Below are 15,782 nucleotides of genomic sequence, written 5' to 3'. Positions count from 1 at the left end.
GTTGTACAGCTGGTTTACTAAGTGCAGTAGGAGAATTACTAGATTGTGATATGGACTCATTTTTGCTAGATTCAAACAACCATAAAAAAACACTAAAAAGTGATTCAATCAATCTTGATCGTTTAACAAGAGAATATGTAGAGCTTGAAGTAGAAATTGTTCCAGCACAATTAAACTTTAATACTAAAGAGTTACAACCCCCTAAACTAAAAACATTATCATTTGCACAAATGATTAACAATCATGCAGGATTATTTTCAGCTACCAAAAATGGTCAATGAGAAACAGTAAGATACCTGATAGAAAAACAGAAAGAAGATATTAATTCAACAGACACTATGGAAGAACTGCTCTAATGTAGGATGCTGGAAGTGGATATCTAGAGGTAGTAAAGTATCTGATAGAAACAGCAAAAGCAAATGTTAATGTGAAAGATGGCTATGAAAACACTGCTCTGAATTATGCTACTAGAAACGGGCATTTAGATGTAAAAGAATATCTGAAAGGTTACATACAAAAAGAACTGCGGAAGAAATACGTCTGCATTGGTGTGAGTGGTGCAATAGGTTATGTTGCCGGTATGATAATATCATGTTTCGCGGGAGCAATGATTACAGTTTGTGCAGCATCAGCGACCGTTAGTCTAGCGTTAGGTGCAATGTTGGATTGTATGATTGTAGAAGTAAAAAAAGAGAAAGTAAACAAAGGTATAGCTTCTGCGCTTAAAGATGTTTTTACCATTCAAGCTCTAAGTGGAATAGACTTATAGAGTGTGAAAGTAGGTTTATTGATTAAGGTTGCATGATTTCCTTAATAACAATAAAAAATAATAGAAGCAAAAGATATGGCTTGAAAGTTTTCTAAGGTCTTCACTAAAAATGTCTCAACTTGACACTGAAATACAATTTGATTTAACTAATCATATATGTAGGTAATATCAAGCTCTAGAATGAGGAATATGGATAAAAAAACTAGAATAGAATCAGATAGCTTAGGAGAAGTAAAAGTACTAAGTGAACATTACTGGGGAGCTCAGACTCAGCGTTCTTTGGAAAATTTCAAAATTGGTACAGAGAAAATGCCAGAGTTTCTGATTAAAGCGCTAGCAATAGTAAAACTTGCAGCAGCGCGTGTTAACATGAAGCAGGGTAGTATAGATAATAGAGTAGGGGATGCAATCTGCTCAGCTGCAAAGGAAATAATAGACGGTAAATTTGATAATCAATTTCCACTTGTTGTTTGGCAAACCGGTTCTGGAACTCAGACTAACATGAATATGAATGAGGTGATCAGCAATCGTGCAATAGAAATTTTGGGTGGTGATTTAGGTGGTAAGTCTCCAGTGCATCCAAATGATCATGTAAACTGTGGTCAGTCATCAAATGACACTTTTCCAACAGCAATGCATATAGCAGTAGCAGAGCAAATAAACCGCTCACTTATTCCCAATCTTGAAGAATTATATAAAGCGCTAAATAATAAGGTTCATGAATTTAAAGATATACTAAAAGTAGGGCGTACTCATCTGCAAGATGCAACTCCTCTAACACTTGGGCAGGAATTTTCTGGCTATGCAGTTCAGATTAAAAAGGGAATAGAGAGAGTAAAGTCAACTCTGATCAATGTATATGAACTTGCACAAGGTGGCACCGCGGTTGGCACGGGAATCAATACTAAAAAGGGTTTTGCTGAGGATTTTGCTAAAGAAGTGGCAAAAATCACTAATTTTCCATTTATTTCAGCAAAAAATAAGTTTGAAGCACTAGCAGCAAATGATGCTCTAGTTGAGCTCAGTGGAGTACTCAATACAGTAGCAGTAAGCTTGATGAAAATTGCAAATGATATAAGGCTACTTGGTTCTGGTCCAAGATGCGGAATTGGAGAAATAATGTTACCAGAAAATGAGCCTGGCTCTTCAATCATGCCGGGTAAGGTGAATCCAACTCAATGCGAAGCGGTGACTATGGTATGTGCTCAAGTTATGGGAAATCATGTTGCCGTGACAATTGGTGGCTCAAATGGTCACTTTGAATTGAATGTGTTTAAGCCGGTGATAATTTACAATGTTTTGCAATCTATAAGACTTTTAGCTGATGCAAGTTTAAATTTTGCAGAGAAATGCGTAGTTGATATTAAAGCAAACGAAGAAAGAATAAAGGATTTACTAAATCAGTCGTTAATGCTAGTTACTATATTAAATACGCATATAGGATATGACAATGCAGCAAAAATAGCGAAACTTGCTTATAAAGGAAATATCACTCTAAAAGAAGCAGCAGCAAAACTTCAACTGCTCACTGAGGAGGAGTTTGAAAGGATAGTGAAACCGGAGGAGATGGTAGGTTAAACTACCACCTTTTTTGTCCCTAGTTATTGTGGTAATATGTATGGAACTTTGCTGGTTGCTCTACATATACCTCTTCTAAATCACTTAGAGCGTGGTCATTGTGATTAAAGCCATATCTCTTAACCATTTCATCTAGTGTAACAGAGCTTAGAGAGAAAATGAACTCTGGCAATGGATTAACATTTGAGGATTGCAGACTAGTTGATGGTTCTCCGCCGTTTATTTGAGAGTCTAGGAAAGTTAGCTTGCCTTCCAAGCTAGTATGTTCTTCTGGCAATGCACTATCATTAACTATTGAATCTTTTGGTACTATATTGCAGAATTGATTATGGAATTTAGCAAAACCTTCAAATGAAGGCACTGATATGCATTGGCGCTTTGCTAGTGGATCCACTGTGCACATTTCTTCTAATTCACATTCTGTAAGAATATTATACGCTGTAAAACACAAGTCTTGTAATCTATGTTTTCCAGTTATTGAACGAATTATTTGGCTATATATAGGTTTATCCTTTATAGGATCTTTTCTTACTGAAGGTTGTAACTTAGTTACTGTATCTGTTTGAAAAGAAATCTTTTTTTGTTCAAAGTTTTTATTTTCTAAAACAGCTTTTTCAGAAGTATCTGCCTCACTAACTGAGTCACGAATTTTGTCTTTTTGTACAGAGGTCTTTTCTTGTTTATTTTGATCAGAAATTTTGCCTTCTAATGTGGTTTGAGATTTTTTATTACTTTCAAACTCTGCAACTTTTTTACTTGTAAAAACGTCTTTTCCTTCGAATTTCTGTTTAAATCCAGCAATCTTTTTAAAATCTTCAGCTATTTTTTGCTGCACGATCCATTCTACCTTCAAGATTATGAATCAATTTTTTAATAATCTTCACTTCATCTTTACGCCCTTTTTGAGCTTTGAGCTCTCGGTCAATTCAAAAATAATTTTTACTTTATCTTCCAATGAAGAATTTTCTGGAAAAACATCTTTAAGTTCCCGATTCAATTCGATGATCTTTTCAAAATCTTTAGCTACTTTTTTAGCTGCACGGTTCATTCGAACTCTAAGAATACGATTTAATTTTGCAATAGTCTTGATTTTATCTTCTAGTGAAAAATTATCTGCTGCAGAAATATCTTTTAACCTTTTCTCGAGATTTTCTTTGGTTACTTGCCTTTTGTGAGCTTTAAGTTCCTGGCGGAACTCATTGATAATCTTCACTTTATCTTCCAACTACGTACCTTCTGCAAAAGCACCAGCAAAGACATCCTTGAATTTCTTCTCAGTATCTGGTGTATCTTTAAGCTGTGTCATGCCTACTAAATAAAAGCTGATACTAAAATCAATATATTAGTTAATTATGTAAAATAGTTAAGACACAAGGAGCACCTCATTTATGCTTTTTTCATCAAAATATCATTTACTTATTAGCTTAAAATACGTAACAATATAAAAATGAAAAACAGCCCATTAGCGGTAGTATTCGATTGGGATAATACCTTAGTTGATACTCAAGATAATATTTCTAATGCCATTAAGCATACTTTAGATTTGATGGGATCTGGCAGTAAAGTTGTTGATAGAAATTCTCATGAATCAAGAAAGAGCTACATGGTTAATTTGTTTGGTGATCAATGGAAAAAAGCGAACCAGATATATCAAAAATATCTAGATAATGCATTGTTACAAAATATTACTCTGAATGAAGGAGTAGAGAAAATGCTGCAGACACTGAAAAGCCACAATATTTACCTAGCGATAGTTAGCAATAAGAAAAATACTAATTTACGTCAAGAAGTTGCCTATTTTAAACTAGATTCTTACTTTGAAAGAGTAGTTGGCTCATGTGATGCTGCAGAAGATAAACCATCTGCAATTCCACTGCTGTTTGCACTGGAGGAGAATACGCTACCTGTAAATAGAGAAAATGTGTTTTTTGTTGGTGACAGCATCACAGACATTCTATGTGCACAAAATGCAAATTGCTTACCTATTGTATACGGACAATCAATAAGAGGTTATGAGGATTTGTTATATTTTCAATATTTTAATAAACTTACAGAATTCATAGTAAAGTATTTGAAAGATAGGTGGTAATGACAGAGATCGCTAGTGTACACAGGCGCTTTTGCGCATATTTAATAGATGTAGGAATTTTATTAATTCCAACCTTACTAATTGTGTTGTCATTAGGGGATTTTCCATTAATTTTGCACCTGTTGTACATGTGTATAAATTGTGGCTACTTTACATATTTTATATCTTCAACAGCTCAGGCAACTCCTGGTCAACAGTTAATGAATGTATATACTATCACTTTAGATAGTTCTAAAATAGGTTTGAGCTTAGCATTTGATCGCACTATCTCTCAGTTTTTCCTTCCTGTGCTAAACAATTCAATTATCACCTTTATCAAACTTTTTCAAACATCAGTAAATACTTTAAGTACACTAGAAGTGATTATAGTGATGCTTACCTTCAGTTGGTATTTAGTTGCTTGCTTCTCTCAGAGGAAACAGGCATTTCATGATGTGCTATTTGATACGATTGTTGTGAGAAAAATGAATTGATGTTGCCTTGATTGTTATGTAGATTACATTGGTATATTAGCTAAAGAAAGGTTATGAATAAAGAAATAGTAGAACATTTAAATAAATCACTTACAAATGAGATGACTTCTGTACGCCAGTATCTTTTGCATTCTGCGATTCTTAAAAATAGCGGGATCAATAAACTTGCAGAAAAGATGAGAAAGGAGCTTAATGAAGAACTTGAGCATGCAAATAGGCTTGCAGAAAGAATTTTACTACTTAAGGGCATGCCAAATTTTCAAGATACAAATAAAATCTCAAAGTATGAAGGAAAGTTCACAAAAGATACAATGCAGAAAATCTTAGAAGATAGTTCTAAGTTAGAAGAGGAAGGTATCAAGGGAATCAAAGAGGCAATTTCCGTTGCTGAAAAAGAAAAGGATTTCGTGAGTGTAATGTTATTAGAAGGACTACTGAAAAATGAGGAAGAGCACTTACATTGGATCAAAGGACAGATTGACCTTATTGAGCTTATGGGTATTGAAAATTACTTGAGAACACAAATATAGAGTGTTAAGAAAAACAGTATTTATTTTTATTATACCTTTTTTACTTCTTTTTTCATTAGGGTTATGGCAGTTGTTTAGGTTGAGCTGGAAGAATAATATTATCAAAAATATGGATCTTCCAGTTATTCATCTACTGTCTAGTGATAATCTTTCAAAGTTTAACTACAGAAACGTTAAAATCGATGGAATTTTAAGTGATATAGAACTATATGTTTTCGCAGGTCAACGTGGCTATCATGTGCTGTCTCCTATATTGCTTACCACTGGACATTACATGTTAGTGAATAAAGGAATAGTTAGAGAAAAAAAAGAAGAAAAAGCAAAAATTGAAAAAGTAGCTTTGAGTGGAGTTTTATATTGTGATGGTAGCAAAAATTGGTTTATCAAAAATGATATTGCTTCAAATACGTGGTTTACCTTAAGTACAGAAGAAATCTCCAATGATCTAGGTGTTAAGCTAGAAAAATGTATATTGTGGCAAGACAATTTTGGTGGAAAATTGACTATACAGCCAATTAAGCATTTAGAGTATGCGATTACTTGGTTTGCACTTTCCTTTGTTTGTCCAATTATGTGTGTATTTTACTGTAGGCAAAATAGATATAAGTTGTAGGGAGGAGCATGGAAAAAGAAGAGCTACAAATAGAAAAAATGCAACAAAGAGGAAGTAAATACTTATTACAAGAATTAATTGTATGTCAGTATTGTAAATCCATTTATTATGGAATGAGTAATGCTAAGGGAGGAAGAAGTTACTATCGTTGTCCTGGAAAACGTTTTGGTGAATGTAACAGCAAATCAATACGCGTAGATATACTAGAAGGGGTAATATGGGAAGAAGTTAAGATGGTCAGAGAGCATATAACGAAGGAAAAGTTTGATTTATCAGAGGTAGATTGGGAGACTAAATTTAATATAATTAGAAAGTTAGTTCAGCGTATTGAAATTGATGATAATGTACATATGGTGTTTCGATTAAAAGAACTCGCTCTCGAAAGACAAAAAGAAAATATTCAACCTTGTACCAGAATTATAAAGAATGTAGTGCTGTCAAATGCAATAGGAATGCATAAAGTTAGCAACGCCCTCGCTGCAATATCAGTTGCAGTAAAACTTGGAATTAGTGATGAAGAGATTAAAAAAGGTCTTTTGGAATTTACAGGAGTAGCAAGGAGATTTTCTTTAGTTGCCGATATTAAAGGTGTTAAGTTAATTGAGGATTATGCTCACCACCCAAATGAAATACAGGCAACCCTAGCAGCAGCACGTTTGACCACTAAAGGAAAGGTAACAGGAATTATCGAGCCGCTTCGTTTTACTCGTATTCGTAATTTTTTTGATGAGTTCGTACGAATTTTCATGATGTTTGATTATGTAATTCTCACTCCTGTCTATCCCCCAGAAGATAAGCCTATTCCTGGCTGTGGAATTGATGATATAAAAAAAGCCTTGATCAGTAATGGGTTTAATGATGTGAAGATTATGAATGATGCTTTACTCATTTCACATTTTATTGGTAGTTCGACAAGTTCAGGAGATGTAGTATTATTTATTGGTGCTGGTAGTAATATAGCTAAACTAGCAAGAGAAGCTGCAAAGCTGCTGCTAGTAAAATGAACTTAAGCATTGGTGATTTATATGATAAAATTATGTAGTAAAACTGGATCCCAGTGTCTAGGTAAACAACTGTACAGACATTGCGATATGGGGATAGCTTCCATTAAGAATGGTGTCATCCCAGTGCAAAGAAACTGGGATCCAGAAGACTTAACTTTAAATAAGTGGTTGTGTTATAAAAACTGGATTCCAGTGTCGAGCACTGGAATAACACCATCTGCTACTCAAATTATCTGTTTATCTGTAGGTTGCAATGTTCGTACACTGGAATGTTACAGCGCTGGGTTGACATTTCCCGAACGTGCACACAATTGTGAATCTAGTAGAGGTTTAGCATGATGAGAAAGACAATTAGCAGTGTATTTGCAAGAGAAATTTTAGATAGCAGGGGTTACCCAACAATTGAGGTAGAGATAGAACTATGTGATGGAGCAACAGGTAGAGCCGCTGTCCCTTCTGGGGCTTCGACCGGTAAACTAGAAGCATTGGAGCTGAGAGATCAAGATAAAAAAAGGTATTGTGGTAAGGGAGTGCTGAAAGCTGTTCAGTCTGTGAGTGAAGTGATAGCAAATAAAATCATTGGCATGGATGTAGCAAACCAGAGTGCAATTGATAAAGTTTTAATTGAACTAGATGGAACAAAAAATAAATCTAAACTTGGAGCAAATGCAACTTTGGGTGTGTCTCTTGCTGTTGCAAAAGCAGCAGCAAACAGCTTTAAAATGCCGTTATATAAGTATTTGGGAGTAGGGGAAGAGCAGATGCCAGTTCCACTCATTAACGTAATGAATGGTGGAGTACATGCGGATAATAAACTAGATTTTCAAGAATTTATGATTCTTCCGGTTGGTGCTGAAACTTTCAGTGAAGCAATCAGAATATCTGCAGAGGTATTTCATAACTTGCACAGCATTCTTAAGAAAAAAGGTTATAGCACAAACGTAGGAGATGAAGGTGGTTTTGCACCAAACATTGGAAGCACTGAAGAAGCTCTTAATTTGATAATTCAGGCTGTTGAATCTGCCGGTTATTCGATGAGAAATCACTTTGCACTGGGTCTTGATGTTGCTGCATCTACTTTTTATGAAGATGGAGTTTATAAATTTGAAAACAGAGAACTCACTTCAGAAGAATTGGTTCAGTATTATTTCGACCTTGTAGGCAAATATCCTCTAATTTCTATAGAAGATGCAATGAATGAAGACGACTATGAAGGTTGGAAATTACTTACTATAAAACTTGGGAATAAAGTTCAATTGGTTGGAGATGATTTATTTGTTACAAATTGTGAACTAATAAGTAAAGGAATAGAGGAGAAAATGGCAAATGCTGTACTAATCAAGCCAAACCAGATAGGAACACTTACGGAAACTTTTGCTGCTATTGAAATGGCAAAATTAAATGGCTACAGGGCCATTATTTCTCACCGCTCAGGTGAAACAGAAGATACAACGATATCCCACATATCAGTTGCGTCGAATTGTGGGCAAATAAAGACTGGCTCGCTGTCGCGTTCTGATAGGCTTGCAAAGTATAATGAATTGATGAGAATAGAAAGTTCATTAGGAGAAAATGCTAAATATTATCGCGGGTTAGCATGGATTTCATAGACGAAGTTAAGTTATATTTAAAAGCAGGTGATGGTGGCGATGGTTGCGCGAGTTTTCGTCGAGAAAAATTCGTTGAATTTGGTGGTCCAAACGGTGGTAATGGGGGCAGGGGAGGAGACATAATTTTCATCAGTGATGCAAATCTCAACACTTTGCTTAATTTTCGTTGTCGAAGACACATTAAAGCGAGTAATGGAAAAAGTGGTACGAGTAGAGATAGATCTGGCACAGCTGGAAAAGATATTATACTTAAAGTTCCAGTTGGTACACAAATAATCGATGAAGAAAGTGAGGAAATGATAGTAGATCTTGATAAACCCGACACGGAATTTCAAGTAGTGAAAGGTGGAAAAGGTGGGCTTGGAAATACTAACTTTAAATCTGCTACTAATAGGGCACCAAGGCATTTTACCCATGGTCAGCCTGGAGAAGAAAGAAATATAATATTGAAGCTAAAAGTTTTATCTGATGTTGGCATTATTGGTATGCCAAATGCTGGTAAATCGAAATTTTTAACTCGCTGCTCAAATTCTGATACGAAAGTAGACGATTATGCATTTACTACTATAAGACCACATTTAGGTGTAGCAAAAGTGGATTATAGCGAAATTGTGATAGCGGATATTCCTGGAATAATCGCTGATGCTCATCTTGGAGTTGGTCTCGGACACAAGTTTTTAAAGCACATAGAAAGATGTAGAATTTTACTGCATTTAATTGATGTAACTCAGGATGACATTATTTCAGCTTATAATTGTACACATAATGAACTGAAGCTTTACAATAGCAATCTTATTGAAAAAGAGGAAATTGTGGTGTTAAATAAATGTGACTTATTGGAAGAAACAGAAATCCTTGAGAAAAGGAATCACCTAGCCGGTTTTCTTGATAGAGAAGTACTGTGCTTATCAATAGACGATGATTTACAGCCCATCTTGAGATCATTAAACGAGAAAGTGAAAACTAAGGAAATTGATGTATATGATCCTTTTAAGATGTGAATTTTTTATTTGACAATCAAAGTCTGGATTCCAGTGGGTAATTTTCCACGGTTATCTGCATTTTTTGTTCCACAACTTATCTTTTTTTTCGGCTTGTGCCATTTCTCACACTGTCTCTCGCTTTCTTGAACTCAGAAATTCAATAGCTACAAAAGCACTTGAGTAGTTTTTTGTTAATAATTAGGCATAGAATCACCCATATTTATTAATAAAGAACAGAAAAAATGTAACGCACATACGACAGAGATTAAGCATATTTGTGCACCCATTTGCGCTGAAGAAGATACGCTACATTCTTTACTGAGTTTGATTATTTGATAAAAAAGCTTGCAGACGAAGACAGATTTTGAGTTCTAAAAACACCTCTAGTTTGATTATACTAAGATTAGATAAATAGGCGAAGTAATTTTTATATTAATTTTTTAGCTTACAACCGATTTTACGTTCAACAACTTGACGTTTATTCAATACTACTGTATAACAAAGAGGTACATTTTTGTACTATGGCAATAAAATTACCTTGTAATAGGTGTATTGGACCCGAGGGCAGTACTCGGCGCCTCCACCATATTTTTTGATTGATATGGGGGCGAGTAAGGATCGACATGCATAGTAAAGATGGTAGCTTTGCTCGGTTGGACGCCACCGCTAAGAGTTCACAATTTAGATGCAAACGATAACTTTGCTGCTGAAGACAATGTTGCATTAGCTGCTTAATTTAGGCACTATAACTTCATTGCTATAAGCACGGTTTAGGGAACGCCGGGTAACAGAAGTTCCCCCAAATATGTAAGGGCTATATGGACAAAACAGATTATCAGAAGTCGCTTAGTCGTGCTAAATTTCAAGTTGTCAAAAAGGCTCTGGATACTATATTAGATAATGTTTTTACTCCTCACTTAGAGATACTGTTTTTTACGCGATTTAATGGTGTTGTCATACCAGACTACTTGAAAGAATCATATCCTACTCAAATGCTTATTATATTACAGCACCAATTTTATAGTCTAAAAGTTTGTGAGGATAAGTTTAGCGTCAGTTTGAGCTTTCGTGGAAAACAAGAACAAGTCACTGTACCGTTTTTTGCCATCAGTGAGTTTCATGATAAAATTTCAGGGGATACTTTAGTATTTAGCGTTGATTCTGATAAAGAACATGAAAGCGAGAAATGTGCTAAAAAGTCATCAAATGGTAGTATTATATCTATAGATCAACTTTACGATAAGTAGTTTTATAATATCAATTAAAAGAAGTAATCTCATCAAGTAATGGGTAATTAAAATAAGGAAAATGGTTCTGAACACTTATCTTTTCATATAGATGTCCATTCAGGTGTATGGCTAATGTGCAAATGTTTAAACTGGTGCTTTCTTTCTTGTTATGAAAGTAGCCGATGCTGTTTCCTTTGTAATGGTGTCATCTCAGTTCTCAGACACAGAATTGTATGAGTATTCGTTTGTGAAAGCAGTGTGTTAAATATTATAGCAGATTTTGCCTCAAACATAAAGGTGTCAAGCACTGGCATGATAACGTCTGTTTCTGCGATTGTCTTATCTATCTTATTTTGCTACTCTGCTGAACAGATACTTGTATTGTATACATCTCTCCGTTAACTTATCAATAAGTTTTCTATCTGCGTGGAATCAAAGATTACAATATCTTATTAAATTTTAATAAAAATATTTAAAATTTTATATTATACCTAATATTTTATTAAAATATTAGGTAGCAGTAATGTCAACATATATAAAAGATTAAGTCAACGATATTTGTGGATCGCAAATATCAAAAATTCCTTTTCTTAAGGAAGACAAGGTCAGAGTCTTTTTCAAAAATGATAATGGAAAAACTTTTGATCGAACTTTCTCAAAAAGAGATATTGCAGAATTTTTAAACCAAACTATTGAAACTCAAGACTTTGTTATCACGAAAGATATAGAGAATAGCATCGCTTGTAATATAAAAGGAATTTATAAAGACAGCAAAGGGAAATGTCACTACACAGAAATAATATCATATACTCAGGTAAAGTTGGCTTATGAATAGTATACACAAAAATTTAAGAGAGAAGATGGTGTTAAATTAGGATTAAATCTAAATATTTCCACAGCTATAGGGAATATGCCCACATTGAGTGGATGGTATAAAAAAATTCTAGGCTTTAATCCTAGAAACGGATCATGTAACTTAATTGTTTCTATGAAGCTAGAAAGTAGAGAAGACTTTTTAAGCTTTTTTAATAGACTAAATAACAAAATAACTGAGCAAGACATTATAGATTACCTTAATGGCAAGGAAGAAAAAGAATGGCAGTTACATTTGATACTAGTTCTATCGGAGTGCTTACCTATTTTAGGTTTTTATGATTCTAAAAAGAGTAAAAATTTTGTTTTCTCTGACAACATCTTGCTCAATAAACAAAAATTTTTCTTTGATCCTAAAACAAAAAAAAATAAGCTTCCATTTCTCAAGAGCAACTTGAGCATGCATTAGATAACATAAAATCAGAGTATTATTATAATGTTTAGCTGCTGCCGCAGTTATTATTATAAGGATAAAAATCTCAGTAAAGATGGTTATGCTACGCTAATATATAAGGGAGAAAATAGTAGGTACATATTTTTTAACGCTAATATTGGAGTGGTTGGTTTTTGTTCTAAAATAGGCATTGCGCAATTAGAACTAAATGATGTGCTTGATTTGATAAACCTTGCCATCTAGTATTATTCAACCAGTGGATATTTTAGAGAGCAAGTTCCACATAGCTGTGACACATTAACTTTGCTTCGAGATGTAACATTGGCGCTGCAGGAAGTTAAGAATTTTACAGTAGAGGGAATACAAGGCAGCAAACAGTGGACATCTCTGTTGATAAACAGACTAATCATTTATTGTTTGCACCTATTTATTATTGTGGGGCTTGATTTTATATCTATCACTACACATAATAGGTTTTAGTATAAATTAGTAATATGCATCCAATCATATACTTACTTAACCTACTACTAGATCTTTACAGCTTCATTCTAATATGCTCGGTTGTTCTCGATTTGTTGATTAAATTGAATGTGGTTAACATGTATAATGAGATTGTAAGCAGCATAATGCAAACTTTCAACAGACTCACTTATCCTCCACTAAAGGTTATCAGAAGGTATATACAACCATTCAATGGATTAGATTTATCCGTGATGATATTGATAATAGCAATTCACTTTGTAAAATATACAATTACTTATTACTTTAAGTAGATGTTAAAAAAACAGCTAAAATCAGTGATATACCTATTACTCTTAATGTATATATATATATCGGTTTTTAGCTATAATTATAAAGATCCATCCTTAAACACATCTACAAATGAGGAAGTAACAAATTTAGGTGGAATAGTAGGTTCATATTTAGCTGATATATTAGTTCAATTTTTTGGACTCGCTAGTATTACAATAGCTACAACCATAGTTTACTTTTTGATATCAAAAAGGCTGCTGAAAATTCTCTATTTAATGTTAATCAATTTAGGAATATGTGCTACATTAGCGCAACTTTTGCTCGGTATCACTACTAGGTACATGCACGGTGGAATAGTCGGCAATACTCTAATTGGCCACTGTCCGTTTTACATATTCACAGTAGTAGCATCAATAGGTATCGTAGGATTAATTGGTTGGAAGAGAACGGTTTATTCTTTGCTTTTCCTATGTAAAAAAATATTTCCCCTTTTTACAAAGGTTCTGTTTTTCAGGTTACGTAAAACTACTGATTATTCAATAGTACCATTAGTAATAGAGGGAAAATATAGAACCACTAGACAACAACCAAAAGAAAGACAGAAAAAAGCTACCGAAGAGATTTTTAAACCACCTTCTAGCGAGTTTGAGTTTCCAAGCATTCACTTACTTTCTAAAGTAGAAGAATCTATGCAGAGAAAACAGTTGAATGCATTAGAGAGCAATAAGAATTTATCTCTGCTCGAACAGGTGCTGAGTGATTTTGGCGTGCAAGGAAAAATTATAAGTGTATGTTATGGACCGGTTGTGACTTTATACAAACTTGAACCACAAGCAGGTACAAAATCTGCAAGAGTGATTGGTCTTGCAGATGATATTGCACGTTCAATGAGTGCACTTTCTGCACGTATTTCAATAATTCGTGGACAAAATGCCATGGGAATAGAATTGCCAAACAAAGAGCGAGAGATTGTAATGCTGCGTGATTTACTTGAATCGCCAGAATACCAAAATGCAAACTTAAATCTTCCAATTGCGCTTGGTAAGGAAATAAGCGGAAAACCAGTTATTGCAGATCTGACTAAAATGCCCCACTTGCTTGTTGCCGGAACTACAGGGTCAGGTAAGTCGGTTGCAATTAACACGATGATTGTTTCGCTTGTTTATCGACTAAGTCCTGATGAATGTAAGATGATAATGATCGATCCAAAAATGCTTGAGCTTTCAATATATGATGCTATACCGCATCTAATAACACCAGTGGTAACAGAGCCAAAAAAAGCTGTCATTGCTCTTAAGTGGATCGTGAAAGAGATGGAAAATCGCTATCGTATGATGTCATATTTAAATGTGCGGAATGTAATAAACTATAATCAAAAAATTACAGAAGCGATGAATAGCGGAATAGAATTGGAACGTGTTGTACAGATTGGCTTTAACTCAACAACTGGTAAGCCTTTGTTTGAAAAAATACCGATTAAAATGGAGACATTTTCGTATATTGTGGTGATTGTAGATGAAATGGCAGATTTAATGCTTGTTGCTGGCAAAGATATAGAATGCTCTATTCAACGTTTAGCTCAGATGGCTCGTGCTGCAGGAATACACATCATAATGGCAACGCAACGTCCGTCTGTAGATGTGATAACAGGTGTGATAAAAGCAAACTTTCCAACGAGAATTAGTTTTGCTGTTACTTCTAAGATAGATAGCCGTACAATACTTGGTGAACAAGGGGCTGAACAATTGCTCGGTATGGGCGATATGCTTTATATGGCTTCTGGTGGTAAGATTATTCGAGTTCACGGTCCATTTGTAAGTGATGATGAGGTGCAAAATATAGTTGATCATCTAAAAAAGCAAGGTGAGCCAAACTACATGGAGGAAATCACGCAAGAAGATGAAAATTCTTTCGCGGAATCAGAGGTTGAAACAGAAGATGAAGAGAACGATCTATACAAGCAAGCAGTGGCCATCATTCAGAGAGATCAAAAGGTTTCAACTAGTTACATTCAAAGGCAACTTAGAATAGGCTATAACAGAGCTGCAAATATTGTTGAAAGAATGGAGAAAGAAGGTATTGTCAGTGCTCCTAGTTGCTCAGGAAAGAGAGAGATATTAGTAGAATAATCGCTAACTTAAACCAAGGAAAGTTATTTCTAAGATCAACAGATCTCTTGCATAATGGGAATTCAAAAGTTCCAGGTCATGACGCTGTAATCCATATATTTCTTATTGGATCCAAGTTGTATAGTGTTTAATACTAAATTAACCACTAAAAACGTACAATAGTAATATATTAATTAGCTAGGGGGTTAAAATGGCTATAACCAAACTTTTATTCGGTTTTGATAAATTGGATATAACTGCATTGCAGGAAAGTCAAAATATTGATGCTAAAAAGTTTCAAGAAGTATTTAGTGCATTAAAAGAATGGCAAGAAGCTCAAAAGATAGATGCTAAACAGTTTGAAGGGGTATTTAGTGCATTAAAAGAGTGGCAAGAAGCTCAAAAGATAGATGTTGAGCAGTTTGAAAAAGTTTTTGGTGCATTAGAAGACAAGATTGGTACTGAGCGGTTTCAAGCTCTGCAAGAGCACTTAAGCGGCTTACAAGAAAAATTTACAGGCTTAGAAGAAAAAGTAGAAACATTTGCAGACATGGTAGGGGGACAAGAACAAGCAATACTAGCTTGTGCCATAGTCGGTGCTATTGCTGTAATAGCTGTAACTAGTTTTGTTTCATTCTGTATCTATCAGGGAGTTAAGCTTGATAAAGAGGAGAAAGACGACTTGCTTCAAGATATGCCAAGCGGAAAGTTTAATAATATGAGTGATACTAAAAAACTGAAGAATAACTTACAGCAAGGAAGAGTGTAATGCTCTT

18 protein-coding genes, 1 other RNA gene and 1 pseudogene are annotated in these 15,782 nt (G+C 34.5%); 18 read left to right on the top strand and 2 right to left on the bottom strand.

Features of this window, described 5'->3' with window-relative positions:
* The first annotated feature begins 50 nt into the window (after nt 1–50).
* The 3 genes from wTpre_RS06425 (at nt 51) to fumC (ending at nt 2,347) form a co-directional block, all read left to right on the top strand.
* Nucleotides 51–281, top strand: coding sequence for a hypothetical protein (locus tag wTpre_RS06425; RefSeq protein ID WP_245609526.1), 231 nt, complete (start codon nt 51–53; stop codon nt 279–281).
* A 146-nt stretch (nt 282–427) separates the two neighbouring features.
* The gene (locus wTpre_RS06420; RefSeq protein ID WP_245609525.1) at nt 428–769 is read left to right on the top strand and encodes a hypothetical protein; all 342 of its coding nucleotides are present in this window, start codon (nt 428–430) and stop codon (nt 767–769) included.
* Between the two features lie 189 nt (nt 770–958).
* Entirely contained in the window at nt 959–2,347 is a 1,389-nt protein-coding gene (fumC, locus tag wTpre_RS01865; protein ID WP_068651551.1) for a class II fumarate hydratase, read from the top strand.
* A 19-nt stretch (nt 2,348–2,366) separates the two neighbouring features.
* On the opposite strand, the gene wTpre_RS06415 is transcribed toward fumC, so the two are convergent.
* Together wTpre_RS06415 and wTpre_RS06410 are read right to left on the bottom strand one after the other, a co-directional pair.
* Entirely contained in the window at nt 2,367–3,200 is an 834-nt protein-coding gene (locus wTpre_RS06415) for a hypothetical protein (RefSeq protein WP_245609524.1), read from the bottom strand.
* Between the two features lie 27 nt (nt 3,201–3,227).
* Nucleotides 3,228–3,572 (bottom strand): hypothetical protein, encoded by a 345-nt coding sequence (locus wTpre_RS06410; RefSeq protein WP_245609523.1) that lies wholly within the window; start codon nt 3,570–3,572, stop codon nt 3,228–3,230.
* A gap of 222 nt (nt 3,573–3,794) precedes the next feature.
* Here wTpre_RS06410 and wTpre_RS01850 point away from each other — a divergent pair, with 222 nt between their 5' ends.
* The 15 genes and pseudogenes from wTpre_RS01850 (at nt 3,795) to wTpre_RS01780 (ending at nt 15,775) form a co-directional block, all read left to right on the top strand.
* Nucleotides 3,795–4,436 (top strand): HAD family hydrolase, encoded by a 642-nt coding sequence (locus wTpre_RS01850; protein WP_068651549.1) that lies wholly within the window; start codon nt 3,795–3,797, stop codon nt 4,434–4,436.
* Nucleotides 4,436–4,909 carry an RDD family protein gene (locus wTpre_RS01845; RefSeq protein WP_068651547.1) on the top strand — a complete coding sequence of 158 codons (474 nt, stop codon included), beginning with the start codon at nt 4,436–4,438 and terminating at the stop codon, nt 4,907–4,909. The genes wTpre_RS01850 and wTpre_RS01845 overlap by 1 nt, the downstream gene beginning before the upstream one ends.
* Before the next feature lie 53 nt (nt 4,910–4,962).
* Nucleotides 4,963–5,439, top strand: a complete 477-nt coding sequence (gene bfr, locus wTpre_RS01840) for a bacterioferritin (protein WP_068651546.1) — start codon at nt 4,963–4,965, stop codon at nt 5,437–5,439.
* Nucleotide 5,440: 1 nt separating this feature from the next.
* A complete protein-coding gene (locus wTpre_RS01835) occupies nt 5,441–6,052 on the top strand; it encodes an SURF1 family protein (protein ID WP_068651544.1) in 612 nt (203 codons plus the stop codon).
* 8 nt (nt 6,053–6,060) lie between these two features.
* Entirely contained in the window at nt 6,061–7,056 is a 996-nt protein-coding gene (locus tag wTpre_RS01830) for a glutamate ligase domain-containing protein (protein ID WP_068651541.1), read from the top strand.
* Nucleotides 7,057–7,176: 120 nt separating this feature from the next.
* A pseudogene (locus tag wTpre_RS07475) lies at nt 7,177–7,293 on the top strand (WPE palindromic element domain-containing protein); the annotation flags it as partial.
* 98 nt (nt 7,294–7,391) lie between these two features.
* Nucleotides 7,392–8,666, top strand: a complete 1,275-nt coding sequence (gene eno / locus wTpre_RS01820) for a phosphopyruvate hydratase (RefSeq protein WP_068651537.1) — start codon at nt 7,392–7,394, stop codon at nt 8,664–8,666.
* Nucleotides 8,654–9,667 (top strand): Obg family GTPase CgtA, encoded by a 1,014-nt coding sequence (cgtA, locus tag wTpre_RS01815; RefSeq protein WP_068651535.1) that lies wholly within the window; start codon nt 8,654–8,656, stop codon nt 9,665–9,667. Before eno ends, cgtA begins: the two co-directional genes overlap by 13 nt.
* 449 nt (nt 9,668–10,116) lie before the next feature.
* Nucleotides 10,117–10,451: a transfer-messenger RNA gene (ssrA, locus tag wTpre_RS01810) on the top strand.
* 16 nt (nt 10,452–10,467) lie between these two features.
* A complete protein-coding gene (locus wTpre_RS01805; RefSeq protein WP_068652595.1) occupies nt 10,468–10,896 on the top strand; it encodes a ClpXP protease specificity-enhancing factor SspB in 429 nt (142 codons plus the stop codon).
* Nucleotides 10,897–11,797: 901 nt separating this feature from the next.
* A complete protein-coding gene (locus wTpre_RS01800) occupies nt 11,798–12,160 on the top strand; it encodes a hypothetical protein (protein ID WP_157055007.1) in 363 nt (120 codons plus the stop codon).
* A gap of 27 nt (nt 12,161–12,187) precedes the next feature.
* The gene (locus tag wTpre_RS01795; protein WP_068651531.1) at nt 12,188–12,388 is read left to right on the top strand and encodes a hypothetical protein; all 201 of its coding nucleotides are present in this window, start codon (nt 12,188–12,190) and stop codon (nt 12,386–12,388) included.
* Nucleotides 12,389–12,639: 251 nt separating this feature from the next.
* Complete coding sequence (locus wTpre_RS01790; RefSeq protein WP_083495755.1) at nt 12,640–12,918, top strand: YggT family protein; 279 nt, start codon at nt 12,640–12,642, stop codon at nt 12,916–12,918.
* Nucleotides 12,919–15,027, top strand: a complete 2,109-nt coding sequence (locus tag wTpre_RS01785; protein WP_068651529.1) for a DNA translocase FtsK — start codon at nt 12,919–12,921, stop codon at nt 15,025–15,027.
* Between the two features lie 190 nt (nt 15,028–15,217).
* Entirely contained in the window at nt 15,218–15,775 is a 558-nt protein-coding gene (locus tag wTpre_RS01780; protein ID WP_068651527.1) for a hypothetical protein, read from the top strand.
* Nucleotides 15,776–15,782 lie beyond the last annotated feature (7 nt).

The sequence above is a fragment of the Wolbachia endosymbiont of Trichogramma pretiosum genome (assembly GCF_001439985.1).
GTDB lineage: Bacteria > Pseudomonadota > Alphaproteobacteria > Rickettsiales > Anaplasmataceae > Wolbachia.
The sequence above is the reverse complement of the archived record's forward strand: the minus strand, read 5'-3'. Positions and strand labels throughout refer to the sequence as shown.

Coding starts and splice junctions, on each gene's coding strand:
- wTpre_RS06425 (WP_245609526.1), top strand. CDS start 51: ATGGACTCATTTTTGCTAGATTCAAACAACCATAAAAAAACACTAAAA.
- fumC (WP_068651551.1), top strand. CDS start 959: ATGGATAAAAAAACTAGAATAGAATCAGATAGCTTAGGAGAAGTAAAA.
- wTpre_RS01850 (WP_068651549.1), top strand. CDS start 3,795: ATGAAAAACAGCCCATTAGCGGTAGTATTCGATTGGGATAATACCTTA.
- wTpre_RS01845 (WP_068651547.1), top strand. CDS start 4,436: ATGACAGAGATCGCTAGTGTACACAGGCGCTTTTGCGCATATTTAATA.
- bfr (WP_068651546.1), top strand. CDS start 4,963: ATGAATAAAGAAATAGTAGAACATTTAAATAAATCACTTACAAATGAG.
- wTpre_RS01830 (WP_068651541.1), top strand. CDS start 6,061: ATGGAAAAAGAAGAGCTACAAATAGAAAAAATGCAACAAAGAGGAAGT.
- eno (WP_068651537.1), top strand. CDS start 7,392: ATGATGAGAAAGACAATTAGCAGTGTATTTGCAAGAGAAATTTTAGAT.
- cgtA (WP_068651535.1), top strand. CDS start 8,654: ATGGATTTCATAGACGAAGTTAAGTTATATTTAAAAGCAGGTGATGGT.
- wTpre_RS01805 (WP_068652595.1), top strand. CDS start 10,468: ATGGACAAAACAGATTATCAGAAGTCGCTTAGTCGTGCTAAATTTCAA.
- wTpre_RS01795 (WP_068651531.1), top strand. CDS start 12,188: ATGTTTAGCTGCTGCCGCAGTTATTATTATAAGGATAAAAATCTCAGT.
- wTpre_RS01790 (WP_083495755.1), top strand. CDS start 12,640: ATGCATCCAATCATATACTTACTTAACCTACTACTAGATCTTTACAGC.
- wTpre_RS01785 (WP_068651529.1), top strand. CDS start 12,919: ATGTTAAAAAAACAGCTAAAATCAGTGATATACCTATTACTCTTAATG.
- wTpre_RS01780 (WP_068651527.1), top strand. CDS start 15,218: ATGGCTATAACCAAACTTTTATTCGGTTTTGATAAATTGGATATAACT.